The organism is Moritella sp. 36 (genome assembly GCF_018219415.1).
In the GTDB taxonomy this organism is placed as follows: domain Bacteria; phylum Pseudomonadota; class Gammaproteobacteria; order Enterobacterales; family Moritellaceae; genus Moritella.
Window position 1 is genome coordinate 2,052,237 of sequence record NZ_CP056120.1, and the last position, 13,592, is coordinate 2,065,828.

The window sequence follows — 13,592 nt, forward strand, 5'->3', positions numbered from 1 at the left end:
TTATTATTTCATACTATTTTCATGAAGATCCGTTATAATCGCGGCCAGATCCATACAGCACTGTTTAAAGTTGTATGTTAAATATCGAGTTTGGAGAATTTATGACAGCAGTAGCACCAATTATTACAGTTGACGGGCCGAGTGGCTCTGGTAAAGGTACTTTATGCCAATTACTTGCGGCTAAGCTAGGTTGGCATATACTAGACAGTGGCGCTATTTATCGTGTATTAGCCTTAGCTGCGATGCACCATAACGTGAATTTAGATAACGAAGAAGCACTCACTGCATTAGCTGCAAACTTAGACGTACGTTTTGTCCCAACGGATGATGGCTTGCAAGTGATCCTTGAAGGCGAGAATGTATCACGTGAAATTCGTACAGAAGAAGCGGGTTTTGCAGCCTCTCGTACAGCGGTATATCCGGCAGTTCGTGCAGCGTTGTTACAACGTCAACGTGACTTCCGTGTTGCGCCTGGCTTAATTGCCGACGGCCGTGATATGGGCACTGTTGTCTTCACTGATGCCAGTGTGAAAATATTTTTAGATGCTTCTGCTGAAGAAAGAGCCATTCGCCGGTTTAATCAGTTGCAAGACAAAGGCTTCGATGTTAACATGCCAGCCCTTCTGGAGGAGATCGAGAAACGTGATCATCAAGATCGCAACCGATTGGTCGCTCCACTAAAGCCTGCAGATGATGCACTTGTTATCGATTCGACATCTATGTTGATCGAAGACGTACTTGCTAGTGTGTTGGCTTTTGCAGAAGGTAAAATTTAAAGTAGTCGGTATTCTATCGATTATTTAGCGGTCAAGCATCAAGGATGATGATGACTTTTGATTAACAACCCACATTAGCCGGATTGCTTATGTGAACGTTTTATAAGTACAAATAACTCATTATGAATGAATCTTTCGCTTTACTCTTTGAAGAGTCACTACAAGAACTTGCTGCTCCTGGTAGCATCATCAAAGCAACTGTTGTTGCAATCGAAAACGGTTACGTTTTAGTTGACGCTGGTCTTAAATCAGAATCTTCTATTCCTGCTGAAGAATTCAAGAACGCTGCTGGCGAACTTGAAGTTGAAGTTGGTCAAGAAGTTGATGTAGCACTAGAATCAATTGAAGACGGTTTCGGTGAAACTCAACTTTCTCGTGAAAAAGCTAAACGTCATGAGTCTTGGATTCAGCTTGAAAAAGCATACGAAGATCAAGAAACTGTTATCGGTGTTATCAACGGTAAAGTTAAAGGTGGTTTCACGGTTGAAGTGAACACAATTCGCGCATTCTTACCAGGTTCTCTAGTAGACGTTCGTCCTGTACGTGACACTACTCACCTTGAAGGCAAAGAGTTAGAGTTCAAAGTAATCAAACTTGACCAAAAACGTAACAACGTAGTTGTTTCTCGTCGCGCAGTTATCGAAACTGAAAACAGTGCAGAACGTGAAGAACTTCTTGCTAACCTTCAAGAAGGTCAAGAAGTTAAAGGTATCGTTAAGAACCTTACGGACTATGGCGCATTCGTTGATCTTGGTGGTGTTGATGGTCTTCTTCACATTACTGATATGGCTTGGAAACGCGTTAAGCACCCAAGTGAAATCGTTAATGTTGGTGACGAAATCAATGTTAAAGTTCTTAAATTCGATCGTGAACGTACACGTGTATCTCTAGGCCTTAAACAGCTAGGTGAAGATCCATGGGTAGCTATCGCGAAACGTTACCCTGAAAGCACTAAGCTTACGGGTAAAGTTACGAACCTAACTGACTACGGTTGTTTCGTTGAAATCGAAGAAGGCGTTGAAGGTCTAGTTCACGTTTCAGAAATGGATTGGACTAACAAAAATATCCACCCTTCTAAAGTTGTTAACGTTGGCGATTCTGTTGAAGTTATGGTTCTTGATATCGACGAAGAACGTCGTCGTATCTCTCTAGGTCTTAAGCAATGTATTGCTAATCCTTGGGAAAACTTCTCAACTTCACGTATCAAAGGCGAGCAAGTTACTGGTAAGATCAAATCTATTACAGATTTCGGTATCTTCATCGGTCTTGACGGCGGCATCGACGGTCTAGTTCATCTTTCAGACATCTCTTGGGATGCTACTGGTGAAGAAGCAGTTCGCGAGTACAAAAAAGGCGACGAAATCACAGCTGTAGTTCTACAAGTAGACCCAGAGCGTGAACGTATTTCTTTAGGTATCAAGCAAATTGATGAAGACCCGTTCAACGAATACCTAGCGAATAACAAGAAGAATGCTATTGTTAATGGTACAGTTTCTTCTGTTGACGCTAAAGGCGCAACGATTGAACTAGCTAAAGGTGTTGAAGGTTACATCCGTGTTGGCGATATCTCTCGTGACCGTATCGAAGATGCAAGCCTAGTATTATCTGTAGGCGAATCACTTGAAGCTAAATATGTTGGTGTTGATCGTAAAAACCGCGTAATTAGTCTTTCAGTTAAAGCTAAAGATGAAGCTGACGAGAAAGAAGCAATGGCTAGTGTTAACAGCCAACCGCAAGAGTCTGGTCTATCTGCTATGGCAGAAGCATTTAAAGCTGCTAAAGGCGAATAATCAGCCGGAGGGATGTTTATTCATCCCTCATTAGTACGATGTCGACAATATTCTTATATGGAGATTATATGACAAAATCAGAACTTATCGAACGTCTTTGCTCTGCAAATTCACAGCTGGCGACTAAAGATGTTGAATTATCTGTGAAAGCTATACTTGATCAGATGGTAGATACTTTAGCAACTGGTGATCGAATTGAAATTCGGGGTTTTGGAAGTTTTTCTCTACATTACCGTGAACCTCGAATTGGGCGTAATCCTAAATCAGGTGAAAAGGTTGAATTAGAGGGAAAATATGTACCTCATTTCAAACCTGGTAAAGAACTTCGAGATCGTGTTAACGCTTCTTTATAGCCGTTGATACTTGCAAAAACGACATACTTTGGTGTGTCGTTTTTTTTTGCTTTTTTTTCACACGGACCCATAGTTTATGGATTACACCATATATTACTAGCACTTGGCCCATTAATTGGCGATAATCCCTTTATTGCTATTTATATCACAGAGGACGTCGATGAAATCATTTATCTTTTTTATTATTATCGCTTGCACACTGGCGCTTGCTGCAGCATTTGCTTCTAGCAACGATCAGTTAGTTGATTTTAATTACCTAATTGCGCTAGATTCGTTTAAATTATCTTCTCTGCTTGTTGGTGCATTCGTTTCTGGTTTAGTCGTGGCTGGTGTCTGTATGGGGCTGTTGTTAATGAAATTAAAATTATCACTGTCGAAATTAAAACGTAAATCAAAACGTCAAGTTACAGAGCTTGAACGATTACGTGCTGCTGATATTAAAGGTTAATTTACTGTATGTTTGAACTTTTATTTCTTTTACTTCCTGTTGCCGCCGCGTATGGCTGGTATATGGGTAGAAGAAATGGCCGCTATTTACAACAAGATAAGCAACATACTATGTCTAGAGAGTATGTGACGGGGCTTAACTTTTTATTATCAGACCAACCTGATAAAGCGGTGGATTTATTTATTGATTTACTTGATGTTGATAGTGAAACGATCGATACGCATTTGGCACTCGGTAATTTATTCCGCCAACGTGGTGAAGTACAACGTGCAATTAAGATCCACCAAAATTTAATTGCACGGCCTTCATTAACGCATGAACAGCGTAACCTTGCATTATTACAACTTGCGCGTGACTATCTTGCTGCGGGTTTGGTTGATCGCGCTGAAGAATTATTTTTGAAATTGATTGATGAACCTGATCACCGTCAAACCGCTTTATCACAACTTATTATTATTTATGAACAGACCAAGGAGTGGGAGCAAGCCATTGCGATTGGAATTAGATTAAAGAAAATGGGCGATACGAAAGTTGAACGTAAAGTTGCACATTTTCATTGTGCGCTAGCAGCCTCTACATCATTAGTAAATGAACCTAAAAAACGTTTAGCGAGTCTTAAAAAAGCCTTACAGTATGATAAGCAATGTGTCAGAGCGAGTATCATGCTGGCAGATTTTTACATTGAGCAAGACGATTATAAAAAGGCCATTGTCTGGCTTGAGCATGTAATGACTCAGGATATTGATTTTGTCACCGAGATTTTACAGAAACTAAAAGATTGTTACACTGAAATTAATAATGAAGATGGTTTTATTCACTTTCTTAACGACGCCCAAAATAATAAAGCGGGTATTAGTGTTGCGATTGCATTAGCTGATTTTACAGTGAGCAGTGTGGGGTTAGAGCCAGCTGAAAAGCTGATGTTAAATCAAATTGTTCGCACGCCGACAATGAAAGGCTTTTATCATCTAATGCAGTATCAAGAACAAGCTGCAGAAGAAGGTAAGGCAAAAGAAAGTTTAGCTATGCTACGCAATCTTGTTGGTGAACAGCTTAAGTTGAAGCCTATTTATCGATGTAGCCAATGTGGCTTTAGTACTAAACGAATATACTGGCATTGTCCATCGTGTAAGCGTTGGGGCAGTGTGAAACCTATTCGAGGCTTAGATGGCGAATAGTATATATAGAACGAATTTGTAATACGATAATGAGTAACTCGGACCTAGGAAAAAATATGTTGCAAGAGAGTAAAGTAGTTGTCGCACTTGATTATGCTGATGAAGCAAGTGCATTGAATTTTGTTGATAAAATCAATCCTAGCCAATGCCGTCTGAAAGTAGGCAAAGAAATGTTCACGTTATTTGGACCAGAATTTGTTCGCAAATTAGTTGCACGTGATTTTGATGTATTCTTGGACCTCAAGTTTCATGATATTCCAAATACAGTAGCGAAAGCTGTTGCTGCTGCTGCTGAGTTGGGTGTGTGGATGGTGAATGTACATGCTTGTGGTGGTCAACGTATGATGGAAGCGGCAAAAGCAGCGCTGGTTCCTTATGGCGATAAAGCACCGATTCTGATTGCTGTTACTGTATTAACAAGTATGGAGCAAGAAGATCTCGCACAAATGGGTGTTAATATTACACCAGCCGAACAGGTTATCCGTTTAGCAACGCTAACACACAAAAGTGGATTAGACGGTGTAGTGTGTTCTTCACAAGAAGCATCAATGCTGAAAAAAGAATTGGGCGATTCTTTCTTATTGATCACGCCAGGTATTCGTCCTGCAGGTAGTGCTGCTGGAGATCAACGTCGTATAATGACACCTGTTGAAGCGGTTACTGCTGGTTCAGATTACTTAGTTATCGGTCGACCAATTACACAAGCTGAATCACCAATGCAAGTGTTAACTGACATTAATGAAAGTTTAGCGAGCTAAACTTCTTATTTGATTCAATATATCTCGATAAGAGCGCTCAGGCGCTCTTTTTTTTGTTTAGATAAACAAACAGTGGGGCAATGATTAATCCTGTTACAAGACCATACAGGTGCGCCTCGGTGAGCACTTGGGCTTGAATTAACTTACTCATCTCTATTGGGCTATTGAAAAATTGTTCATTGATGATTTTGATAATCGTACCTGCAATTAAAATGTAACCGGAATAATACTTTTTCGTTACGTCAATAATCGCGCCGACAATGATAATGCCATGTAGTATACCTGATAATCCGACATATAAATGCGTGCTAGGCGATAGCAAGAATATACCTGCGCCAACGCCAATTGATAATAATAAAATTAAACTAAGGTAAACCGTCGCACTATAATAACGGTAATGTAGTCCGCTAATAACAGCCAACGCACAGACGTTTAGCAGTACATGATAGATATTTGTATGGTTAAAATTACCAGTGATTAAACGCCATAATTCACCATCGATAATCAATTCCCTGTTATAATCTAAGGCGGTTATATTTTCGGTGGATAAGGCATAAATAATAAGGCATAACAGTCCGAGAATGAGCCAGCTTAGCCATCTATGTTGAATTAGCATATCTTATCAATCCATAATATTTAGGTTTGTCGTGAGTAAAAGAAAAAAGTGTACTGTATGTGATAAAGCATTAGCAGCCTGTATATGTCAGCACATAACGGTTATTGATTCTGATATTGAATTAATTATATTACAACACCCAGGTGAAGTTAAAAATGCGATCGGAACCGCCCGTATTCTCAATCTTTCATTACCACAATGTCAAATTATAATTGGCGAGAACTTTACTGATAATACGCAGTTAAATGAAATATTAAACGATCCAACGCGTCGATGTTATTTACTCTACCCAAGTGAAGAGAGTATTGAGGTGGAGCGATTGAGCCTTACAAAAAGCAGTGATATGGTTAGTAACAGTGCAATTTTAAAGCATAACATGAAGCGCACGTTTATTTTATTGGATGGTACATGGCGTAAAGCATTTAAAATGTATCAAACATCAATGAATTTACAAGGTATACCTGCTGTGCGATTGAGCGCTGAAGAAAAAAGCCAATATACAATTAGACAAACCTCGATCGAAGGGGGGTTATCGACGGTTGAAGCCGGTTACTTATTACTTTCAACATTAGAAAAAGATAAAATAAAATATCAGCCTTTGCTGACTGCATTTGAATATATGATTAATTTTCAAATTGCACAGATGCCAGCGGGTTTATTTAATAAAAATTATAAATAGTCTTAGATATTCTCAGATAAAATAAAAGTACCTCAGTCAGATAAGCAGCTTAATAATGTGAAACATTATGGCTAAATGAGTCGTATTACACTAGATCATTCGTTAACATTGGATTTTATATGTCACAACAACAGTTAATTGAAGCAATTAATACTGTGATGCCGTTTGGTAAATACCGAGGACGGCTTTTACTTGAATTACCTGAACCTTATTTAGTTTGGTTTCACAGTAACGGCTTTCCTGATTCTAAGTTAGGCCAACAACTTGCACTAATATACGAAGTGAAGTTAAATGGACTTGAGTCTATGCTAGCGCCATTGTTGAAGCGCCCATCGAAATATTTAAATAGCGAAGGGCAGTAAACCTTTATTTAATATTTACGCTTTAAAAAGGAATTTAGAGTGGCAATTTTAGTAACTGGTGGGGTTGGGTATATTGGTTGCCATACAGTTTTAGAGTTATTCTCCGCAGGGCAAAATGTTATGCTGCGACAGACCTAGCTGACGAGAACTCGGTTGGAAAGCAACACGCCAAGTATCAGACATGACGGTTGACGGTTGACACTTGGCGCTGGCAATCAAATAACCCGGATGGTTATACCAACAATTAATTTGATTCGCTGATAAATCCAGCTTTCAGCGTAGTTGATATCATCGTTATCAGCTGGGCTGCTTGCTGCTGTGTTCTGCTTATTGGAGGGAGTTGACCCCAAATCGGTTTTGGCCAGCAAGCATCTTCTTTAAAACGCGCAACATGATGAATATGTAATTGCGGTACCATATTCCCTAATGCTGCGATATTTATTTTATCTGCACTTAGCCTATCTTTTAATAACCGACTTACTGTATTTGATTCAATTAAAAATTGAGCCTGCTGCTCATCTGTTAATTCATGAAATTCAGTGATGCCATTAACTTTAGGTACTAAAATTAACCACGGGAAATTACCGTCGTTTGCTAACAGTACCTGACATAGCGGGAACTCACCAATTAAGGTTGTATCAGCTGCAAGTTGTGGATGCAATAAAAACTGAGTCACGCGAATCCCTCTATATTAAGAATTCTTCAATTGAACCTTTCTCATTCATCACTTCTTGAAGTGGCAAGGGCATACGTCCTTGACCTGTCCATGTTTTCGTTTCACCGTTTAGGTCATACGAGTATTTTGCAGGGCGAGGACCACGTTTAGTCTTTGTTTTCTCAATTGTTGAATCAGTTAAATTCATTAATTCTTCAGGGCTGATACCGTTTTCTTTCAGTTGTAATAGTATTTCGTTCATCATTACTTGTTTTTCTTGCTGCTTTTCTAATTCAGCGGCTTCAGACTCTTTTCTATCTTCAACAATCTTTGTGAATTTAATTAAAACATCTTCAAGTTGGACAACGCTTAATTCTTTTGTTACAGCGCGTAGGCTACGAGCATTTAAAAACACTTTAATAAAATCATTCATAATTAGTACCTAAATATAGATGGTGGGATTAATAAACTGCAATAATATTAATATACTTTAATGCCGTTAATATACAATAGTTAAATAAATACCAATAATCTATTTACACTAATTTATTAAACTTATCTAGAATAGAATAAGTAAGTTAAATAGGTTTAGCCATGTAACTTTTTAAACTATTTAATGGTCTATTATTTAAAGTCGATATAGTTATCATTAGTAATAACGGGTTTGTCAATTGGATTTTTGTATTGGTTTTTGTTTGTTTTGTGAACGTTGAAACTGATATTGTCTTGAATTGGTGAAATTACCTGCTACTATTGTGCTTCCTCCTAAGTAGAGGTGCGCAATTCATAAGTAGTGTTGTTTAGGTAGCTCCGGTAATAACGACACAAAAGGGAATTGCGCCGAAGAATGAGCATTTAAGCTAAAGATATTCATTCTGGGGATGTGTTCGAATAGAGACATCACTGTCATAGTCAATTTTATATTAACTATGGGGCGCTACTGAAATAGAAGAGAATATGGGTAATCTTTACATCTATCATATTGTAAATATCCTTATTGCACATCTCATCTGTCTTGTTTAGTCGTTCCCTGTAAAAATTATTAGGTCAAAGGGATCATGGAACTCATTAATTATTCAGACTCAGCGTTATCGCTAGTTGTACCACTAGTTGCACTTACATTAGCAATTTTTACACGTAAAGTATTGTTATCACTTGGTTGTGGTATCTTACTTGGCGCACTATTTCTAACCGATTTTAATGTTGTTAGTGCAGCTAAACACCTTGTAGACTTATCATTAAGTTTGGTTTGGGAATCGGGTGATGCGAGCAAAGGCTCATTCTGGGACGTGGGTTCGTTCAATACTTGGAACTTATCAATCATCATATTCTTGTTCATACTGGGTATGTTAACGAGTATTATGATGGTAAGCGGCGCAACCAGTGCGTTTGCGGACTGGGCAAAACAGCGAATTACGACTCGTCGTGGTAGTACATTACTGACAGCTTTTTTAGGTGTTTTCATCTTTGTTGATGATTACTTTAATAGCCTTGCGGTGGGTAGCGTAAGTCGTCCACTGACAGACCATTATAAAGTTTCTCGTGCTAAATTAGCTTATCTGCTTGATTCTACCGCAGCTCCTATGTGTGTTTTAATGCCAATCTCAAGTTGGGGTGCTTATATCATTGCTGTTATCGGTGGTATTTTAGCCAGTCACGCTATTACGGATATCAGTCCTCTAGCGGCATTTGTTCAAATGATACCAATGAACTTCTACGCTATCTTTGCTATTGCCATGGTATTTGCGGTTGCTTGCTTCAACCTTGATTTTGGCTTGATGGCAAAAGAAGAAAAAGCGGCAACAAATGGTGAGTTGTTTGATGCTAAAAAGGGTAACCCAGCGGGTTCAACAATAGAATTAGAAGAAGCTGAAGGTGGTCATATTTCAGGTTTGATTTTACCTATTTTAGTGCTCATCTTTGCAACTATCTTCTTTATGATGAACTCGGGCGCATCGGCGCTAGCAGCGGATGGCAAAGCATTTGATATTCTCGGCGCATTTGAAAATACAGATGTAGGTAGTTCTTTAGTTTATGGTGCCTTATCTGGTCTTGCTGTGGCACTTGTGCTGAGCCTTATTTCTGGTGTGTCTATTTCATTACTCGCACAAGCAAGTTTCCACGGTGCTAAATCAATGCTACCAGCGGTTTATATCTTATTCTTCGCATGGGCTATTGGTTCAACTATTGGTTCTATGGAAACGGGTAAATACCTTGCTGCATTAGTGGGTGATTCAATCCCAATGAGTGTATTACCGATTATCATGTTTGTATTAGCTGGCTTTATGGCATTTGCAACGGGAACAAGCTGGGGCACATTCGGTATCATGTTACCAATCGCGGGAGATATGGCTGCGGGTACTGAAATTTCGTTGATGTTACCTATGTTAGCATCTGTGCTTGCGGGTTCTGTATTTGGCGATCATTGTTCACCTATCTCTGATACTACGATCCTATCGTCAACGGGGGCAAACTGCCATCATATGGATCACGTAATGACACAGCTTCCATATGCGCTATCAATTGCGTTAGTAAGTGCGATTGGTTATTTGGTACTCGGTATAACAAGTTCTGTTCTATCGGGCTTTATCGCTTCAGCAATTGCATTTATAATTGTGGTTGCTATTATGTCGCGCTTAAGTCATAAAGTATAAATAAGACATTAATAACACGCTGTTTATAATGAATGGTATTAATGTTAAGTAATTATATACGCCTGTTGATACAGGCGTTTTTTTTGAGGGTATAAAATGGCATCTTTGCATTTCAAATTTGCAGCAATGAATTCAGGTAAATCAACACAATTGATCCAAGCTCACTTTAATTATATTGAGCGTGGTATGCACCCATTAGCGATGACGCCTGAGTGTGATAGTCGTTACGGTAGGGGTGTTATAGGTGCGCGTGTTGGATTAAAACTAGAAGTTGATGTATTTGAGAAAGAGACCAATTTATTTACCACTGTTTCTACACGATTAGAAAATCAAAAGATTGATGTATTTATTATTGATGAAGGTCAATTCTTATCTCGAGCTCAGGTTTACCAATTAGCCAGTGTTGTCGACGAACTTAATATTCCTGTGATTGTTTATGGGCTGAAAACAGATTTTAAATTAGAGATGTTTGAAGGTTCGTATCACTTAATGTGCCTAGCGGATAAAGTTGAAGAGCTTAAAACTGTCTGCTGGTGCGGAAATAAAGCACACATGAATGCTAGAGTAAGTGATAGTGGTGTGGTACTAAGAGAAGGTGAACAAGTTGAAATTGGCGGTAATGAGCGTTACGTCTCACTGTGCCGTAAACATTTCATGAATGGTAATGCGAGCCGTTAATCGATTTAATTAACGTTAATTATTTCTAAATTAGGTTTATTAATATCGTTTAGCACAATTTCAGGTTCTGCAAACAGATAGCCTTGAAAATATGTACTTTGGAGTTTTTTAGCTTGTTTAAATTGCTCCTCAGTCTCTATTTTTTCGATTAGTATACTGATTCCATATTTCTCTAATAATGGTGTTAACTCTTTTATCTCGTTAAATGAGGTGAGGGTAATATCAAACTTAATAATATCGACAACACCAAAAAATGGTAGCCAGTCTTCAGAATAAATAAAATCATCCAATGCAATCGTAAATCCATCATTTTTTAATTTCTTTAACGCCCATAATACAGACTGTGTAGGTGGTACATCTTCAAGTACTTCAATTACAATCGGTTTATCTATGAGCTTTTTGGGTAAACCATTGAGAATGCTTTTTTCAGTGAAATTAATAAAGTAAGGCTTGTTATCAACTAATTTATCGATGTTGGAACTTAACAAATGATCATAAACCAACCGCTCTGTTGCAACTTCTGCATTAATAAGTGGAAATGTATTTTCTAAACTATCGCGATATAAAAGTTCATAAGCCACTACGTGACGAGCGCTATTTAGGATCGGTTGCTTAGCGATATATGCGTGCATAGAGGTTACTTTATTTACAAATATATCTATAAGCTTATGCATAATAATCAAAAAGGCGAATTAATTAGCAAATATAGGTAAAAGTTCAACATTATGGGTTAGCGCTTGGTTGGTACTATGCTTGAGTAATAGCGGTAATTATATCCGCTAGTAGTAGTTTACCGCATCAGCATAACTTAATCTTCTGAAATTCCTAATCCATTACGTAATGCAAACTGGATTAATTTTGAGTGCTTATCTAAGTTCAGTATATCGAGCATACGGTATTTATGAGATTCAATTGTACGAGAGCTCAAATTAAGTTTATCTGCACATTGTTTTGCTGTGTTACCTTGAGCCAGTAATGTAAGCACAGTACGTTGCTTTTTAGTCAGTCTAAAAATTTTCTCACTTTCATTTATTGATACGGCTTCACCTTGATGTAAAGTTCGTATTAATGTTGAATTTTGCCAATAGCATAACCAAAGTTCACATAATAATTTTAAACGTTGTAGATCGATTGCGCTGAATTTTTTATTATTATTTTCAAAGCAAGTCACGGTTAGAAGCCCCCAGTTTTGTCCGAAACTTTGTAAAAGAATGATGCAATGCCAACGACCTCCTTGTTGATATAGCTTACTTAAGACATTGTTTTTATGCTTTTTAAGCTCCTGGGCATTAAAAATTACCCAATCTTTTTTTTCTCTAAATAATTTAAAATAGTCGGAATAATCACTTTCAATCAAATTACCCAAGCTTAAAGGCGGTATGCCATCCCGCTGGACAGATTCTACCTTACAATTAGTAACTAATACTTTTGTATTCGGATGTAGACATATTCTATCAATATTAAACCAATTCATAACGTTTAAAGAGGTATTACGCCAAGTTGATATAAATTTTCTAGGGTCACTAGACATTAAAGCGTTTGACTGATCAATCATTAACTTTTCAAAGCTAGAGTGTTGAGTGTGTGACATATTAAATCTCATTCTAAACATAAGTAATGTTTAAAGTATTTTATTGAAATAAATGGTGAGTACTAGAGTAAAAATACTGCAAATACATATTTATACATGATAGATGTGTTTAATTACATAAAACTTAGCATTAACTTAACAGTCTGTTTTCAAACAATAATTGCGTATAAATAATTATTTACAATTTTTAGGTGTTGCAGCCTAATAAGAGAATTACAGTACCATGTGGGATAGTCTTAACGGACGACTATAAAGGTAACCTTGGCAGAGACAGTTAAATTTTGATATTTGATCATTCTGATAATCTGATTCAATACCTTCGAATACGATACTATTAAATGAAAAATTAGAAATGTAGTTCAGTAAATCTGAAATTAAAGAATGGTTGTTTATATGCCTATAGATGAAAGTTTTATCTATTTTAACTCGATCCCATTTTAATAAATACAGCGCATTACTTGGTATATCTTCAGATGTGAAATCATCCAACCACAGCTCAAAGCCATGTTCTTTTATGATTGAGACAGATTTTTTTATATTGTCTGTCATCACGGTTGAATTTTTGAAGTTTGTTACCTCGAGCGCAATTTTAACTTGACTTTTATTAATGATTGATTTTATTAATTCGATATCAGAAAGTAAATCAAATGGAATGTTAATTGATGCAACTATGTTTTTACTATTTATTGCAATCTTTATATTATTTAATTCTTCAATTTGAATCATGATTAATGACTTTATAAATTCATTTGAAATGTCACTAAAAAAATCTTCAGCGTGAATCGTCCCATTCGAGCTGCTAATCAAATTGGTCAATACTTCAATTGCAACCACATTTCTACTTTTAGGTTGAACAATGGGTTGCGCTACAAGATAGAACTCAGCGGAGGAGTTATTGGTGGTATTTTTCAATATAAATGAATTTTTATTTTTTATTTTTGTATAAAACATAAGAAACCTTGATGAAATTTGTTTTCATTTTTCTACGGGACCGTGAAGATAAAGTTATAAAAATAATAATTAGTTAGTACTTTTCACGAGTAAGGTCATCTAA

The 13,592-nt window shown here is 37.2% G+C and carries 16 protein-coding genes and 1 riboswitch; of the genes, 10 read left to right on the top strand and 6 right to left on the bottom strand.

The features are described 5' to 3' along the window. Positions 1 to 101 precede the first annotated feature (101 nt). The 6 genes from cmk (at position 102) to pyrF (ending at position 5,303) form a co-directional block, all read left to right on the top strand. Entirely contained in the window at positions 102 to 776 is a 675-nt protein-coding gene (gene cmk, locus HWV03_RS09280; RefSeq protein WP_211675107.1) for a (d)CMP kinase, read from the top strand. Between the two features lie 122 nt (positions 777 to 898). Further along, entirely contained in the window at positions 899 to 2,566 is a 1,668-nt protein-coding gene (rpsA, locus tag HWV03_RS09285; RefSeq protein WP_045110730.1) for a 30S ribosomal protein S1, read from the top strand. Positions 2,567 to 2,634: 68 nt separating this feature from the next. Beyond that, positions 2,635 to 2,919, top strand: a complete 285-nt coding sequence (ihfB, locus tag HWV03_RS09290) for an integration host factor subunit beta (protein WP_211679438.1) — start codon at positions 2,635 to 2,637, stop codon at positions 2,917 to 2,919. A 160-nt stretch (positions 2,920 to 3,079) separates the two neighbouring features. Beyond that, on the top strand, positions 3,080 to 3,367 hold the full coding sequence (locus tag HWV03_RS09295; RefSeq protein ID WP_211675108.1) for a lipopolysaccharide assembly protein LapA domain-containing protein: 288 nt from the start codon (positions 3,080 to 3,082) through the stop codon (positions 3,365 to 3,367). Positions 3,368 to 3,375: 8 nt separating this feature from the next. After that, positions 3,376 to 4,545: a lipopolysaccharide assembly protein LapB gene (lapB, locus tag HWV03_RS09300; protein WP_211679439.1), complete on the top strand. Its 1,170-nt coding sequence runs from the start codon at positions 3,376 to 3,378 to the stop codon at positions 4,543 to 4,545. Positions 4,546 to 4,601: 56 nt separating this feature from the next. Further along, positions 4,602 to 5,303 (top strand): orotidine-5'-phosphate decarboxylase, encoded by a 702-nt coding sequence (gene pyrF, locus HWV03_RS09305; protein WP_211679440.1) that lies wholly within the window; start codon positions 4,602 to 4,604, stop codon positions 5,301 to 5,303. Positions 5,304 to 5,340: 37 nt separating this feature from the next. On the opposite strand, the gene rrtA is transcribed toward pyrF, so the two are convergent. Beyond that, positions 5,341 to 5,919 (bottom strand): rhombosortase, encoded by a 579-nt coding sequence (rrtA, locus tag HWV03_RS09310; RefSeq protein ID WP_211679441.1) that lies wholly within the window; start codon positions 5,917 to 5,919, stop codon positions 5,341 to 5,343. Positions 5,920 to 5,950: 31 nt separating this feature from the next. On the opposite strand from rrtA, the gene HWV03_RS09315 reads away from it, so the two are divergent. Beyond that, entirely contained in the window at positions 5,951 to 6,598 is a 648-nt protein-coding gene (locus HWV03_RS09315) for a tRNA-uridine aminocarboxypropyltransferase (protein WP_211679442.1), read from the top strand. Between the two features lie 119 nt (positions 6,599 to 6,717). Next, the gene (locus HWV03_RS09320; RefSeq protein WP_211679443.1) at positions 6,718 to 6,960 is read left to right on the top strand and encodes a DUF3820 family protein; all 243 of its coding nucleotides are present in this window, start codon (positions 6,718 to 6,720) and stop codon (positions 6,958 to 6,960) included. A gap of 244 nt (positions 6,961 to 7,204) precedes the next feature. On the opposite strand, the gene HWV03_RS09325 is transcribed toward HWV03_RS09320, so the two are convergent. Both HWV03_RS09325 and HWV03_RS09330 read right to left on the bottom strand, forming a co-directional pair. Next, positions 7,205 to 7,636, bottom strand: coding sequence for an HIT domain-containing protein (locus HWV03_RS09325; RefSeq protein WP_211679444.1), 432 nt, complete (start codon positions 7,634 to 7,636; stop codon positions 7,205 to 7,207). Between the two features lie 10 nt (positions 7,637 to 7,646). Continuing rightward, the gene (locus tag HWV03_RS09330) at positions 7,647 to 8,048 is read right to left on the bottom strand and encodes an H-NS family histone-like protein (RefSeq protein WP_211679445.1); all 402 of its coding nucleotides are present in this window, start codon (positions 8,046 to 8,048) and stop codon (positions 7,647 to 7,649) included. A 329-nt stretch (positions 8,049 to 8,377) separates the two neighbouring features. Beyond that, positions 8,378 to 8,563, top strand: a riboswitch (Lysine riboswitch). A 110-nt stretch (positions 8,564 to 8,673) separates the two neighbouring features. Here HWV03_RS09330 and HWV03_RS09335 point away from each other — a divergent pair. Both HWV03_RS09335 and HWV03_RS09340 read left to right on the top strand, forming a co-directional pair. Beyond that, the gene (locus tag HWV03_RS09335) at positions 8,674 to 10,269 is read left to right on the top strand and encodes a Na+/H+ antiporter NhaC family protein (protein WP_211679446.1); all 1,596 of its coding nucleotides are present in this window, start codon (positions 8,674 to 8,676) and stop codon (positions 10,267 to 10,269) included. A 96-nt stretch (positions 10,270 to 10,365) separates the two neighbouring features. After that, entirely contained in the window at positions 10,366 to 10,947 is a 582-nt protein-coding gene (locus HWV03_RS09340; protein WP_211679447.1) for a thymidine kinase, read from the top strand. A gap of 5 nt (positions 10,948 to 10,952) precedes the next feature. Here HWV03_RS09340 and HWV03_RS09345 read toward each other — a convergent pair whose 3' ends face one another. The 3 genes from HWV03_RS09345 to HWV03_RS09355 all read right to left on the bottom strand — a co-directional run bounded on the left by HWV03_RS09345 (position 10,953) and on the right by HWV03_RS09355 (position 13,489). After that, positions 10,953 to 11,579 carry an EAL and HDOD domain-containing protein gene (locus HWV03_RS09345; RefSeq protein ID WP_211679448.1) on the bottom strand — a complete coding sequence of 209 codons (627 nt, stop codon included), beginning with the start codon at positions 11,577 to 11,579 and terminating at the stop codon, positions 10,953 to 10,955. 176 nt (positions 11,580 to 11,755) lie between these two features. Further along, positions 11,756 to 12,538 (bottom strand): helix-turn-helix transcriptional regulator, encoded by a 783-nt coding sequence (locus HWV03_RS09350; protein WP_211679449.1) that lies wholly within the window; start codon positions 12,536 to 12,538, stop codon positions 11,756 to 11,758. A 213-nt stretch (positions 12,539 to 12,751) separates the two neighbouring features. Beyond that, positions 12,752 to 13,489 (bottom strand): EAL domain-containing protein, encoded by a 738-nt coding sequence (locus HWV03_RS09355; RefSeq protein WP_211679450.1) that lies wholly within the window; start codon positions 13,487 to 13,489, stop codon positions 12,752 to 12,754. Positions 13,490 to 13,592 lie beyond the last annotated feature (103 nt).

Coding starts and splice junctions, on each gene's coding strand:
- HWV03_RS09350 (WP_211679449.1), bottom strand. CDS start 12,538: ATGTCACACACTCAACACTCTAGCTTTGAAAAGTTAATGATTGATCAG.
- rrtA (WP_211679441.1), bottom strand. CDS start 5,919: ATGCTAATTCAACATAGATGGCTAAGCTGGCTCATTCTCGGACTGTTA.
- ihfB (WP_211679438.1), top strand. CDS start 2,635: ATGACAAAATCAGAACTTATCGAACGTCTTTGCTCTGCAAATTCACAG.
- pyrF (WP_211679440.1), top strand. CDS start 4,602: ATGTTGCAAGAGAGTAAAGTAGTTGTCGCACTTGATTATGCTGATGAA.
- lapB (WP_211679439.1), top strand. CDS start 3,376: ATGTTTGAACTTTTATTTCTTTTACTTCCTGTTGCCGCCGCGTATGGC.
- HWV03_RS09320 (WP_211679443.1), top strand. CDS start 6,718: ATGTCACAACAACAGTTAATTGAAGCAATTAATACTGTGATGCCGTTT.
- HWV03_RS09340 (WP_211679447.1), top strand. CDS start 10,366: ATGGCATCTTTGCATTTCAAATTTGCAGCAATGAATTCAGGTAAATCA.
- HWV03_RS09355 (WP_211679450.1), bottom strand. CDS start 13,489: ATGTTTTATACAAAAATAAAAAATAAAAATTCATTTATATTGAAAAAT.
- rpsA (WP_045110730.1), top strand. CDS start 899: ATGAATGAATCTTTCGCTTTACTCTTTGAAGAGTCACTACAAGAACTT.
- cmk (WP_211675107.1), top strand. CDS start 102: ATGACAGCAGTAGCACCAATTATTACAGTTGACGGGCCGAGTGGCTCT.
- HWV03_RS09345 (WP_211679448.1), bottom strand. CDS start 11,579: ATGCACGCATATATCGCTAAGCAACCGATCCTAAATAGCGCTCGTCAC.
- HWV03_RS09335 (WP_211679446.1), top strand. CDS start 8,674: ATGGAACTCATTAATTATTCAGACTCAGCGTTATCGCTAGTTGTACCA.
- HWV03_RS09295 (WP_211675108.1), top strand. CDS start 3,080: ATGAAATCATTTATCTTTTTTATTATTATCGCTTGCACACTGGCGCTT.
- HWV03_RS09330 (WP_211679445.1), bottom strand. CDS start 8,048: ATGAATGATTTTATTAAAGTGTTTTTAAATGCTCGTAGCCTACGCGCT.